Source organism: Pseudomonas sp. P5_A2_2, assembly GCF_054177685.1.
Genome location: NZ_JBGCUL010001118.1, coordinates 1 through 1,369, shown reverse-complemented (window position 1 = coordinate 1,369; position 1,369 = coordinate 1). Strand labels below are relative to the sequence as shown.

Here is a 1,369-nt window from a genome sequence, read left to right as displayed (position 1 = left end):
CGGCAAGCCTTCCTTGCCCTTGAGATTGGTCAGGATCGAGGCGCGCCAGACCGACGATATGTCGAAGGCGCTCACGGCTCGAACGCGGGCCACATAGGCGCCCGCGTAGATGCCCACAACATCTACACCGGTTGCGCCAGTGCGCGGCATCTTGATCCAGTTGCCGCTGTCCTTGCGCCACTCCACGTCATAGCCAACCGCACCGTTCACCGCTGGCCAGGTGATCGTCATGGTGGCGACGGCGATGCCTTGGGATACGACTGAACTTGCCGACAGGGTGACGTTCGCCGGCGCCGGCACCACGGTAATCGGAATGACGCTGATCGGCCGTTCTTCCAGTCGAGCACCGGTGTCGATGAAGGCGAACTTGCTCGAGTCGTACTGAACGGCCGAGATTTCAAATACGCCCGGTTCCGGCCGCGACACGGCGGTCACCCGGTACAGCGGCACAGCCAGGTCATCCGCATCGAGCGCCCAGACCAGCTCGCGCTCCGGCACCGCCGAATACGCGACAGTGACGGTCACCGCGCGCCCTGCTACGGACTGCACAGTGCGCCCTTCGCACTTGCCATTGGGCAGGTTCAGGATCAGTCGGTCGCCGGCCTTGGCTTGAGTGTCGCGGTCCAGGGTGATGGTGCGACCAGCAACTGCGGAGATTCGCCCACCGATTGCGCGGCCCGCCAGTAGCTCGTCGGCCACGGGGATCACGTAACCAGGCAGAGGGATGCGACCGTCGAGCCCCACCTTGAAGCTGACCGCCCGGTCTTTGGAGTTGGTCAGCAGCGCCCACTTGCCGCGGCGTTGCGCCTCCGACTCGCGGGTGCATCCAATGGCGCCGATCTCCAGTGGGTTGTCACCGTAACGCCGTTGCAGCTTCGGATCGGTCACCGAAGTGACGTCGGTGTCGTAGTTGTTCGCCGGGTTGTCGTAGCTGATCAGAGCTCGACTGTAGCGCGTGCGCTCCGACGCGCTCGAGTAAGTGAACTTGCCATCGATGACGTTCGCCCTGGTGTAGGCAAAGTCGAAGTCGGTTGCGCGCGGCATGTCGGACAAGCTGAACAGCTGTCCTTGCGCCCAGTAGGTCATGCCGCGGTAAATCGCCGAGATATCGCGCAGCAGCGACCAGGCATCGGCCTTGCCCTGCAGGTTGAGGTTGCAAATGAAGCGCGGCTCTTGCCCGCCCTTTCCGTCCGGCACCAACTGATCGCAATACTGGGCGATCCGGTACAGCTCCCACTTGTCGACCTGCCACGACTTGATTCGGCGGCCGAGGCCGAAGCGGTCATTTACCGTGATTCCGTAAGTCACCCACGCAGGATTATCAGTCCAGGCGAGCTTGAAGGTACCGTCCCAGATGTCGGTGTAGGAG

At 63.0% G+C, this 1,369-nt stretch carries 1 protein-coding gene; it reads right to left on the bottom strand.

Translation table 11 applies throughout. The features are described from left to right. A partial coding sequence (locus ACXRVY_RS29320; protein WP_458238999.1) for a host specificity protein J occupies positions 1–1,369 on the bottom strand: 1,369 nt, incomplete at both ends.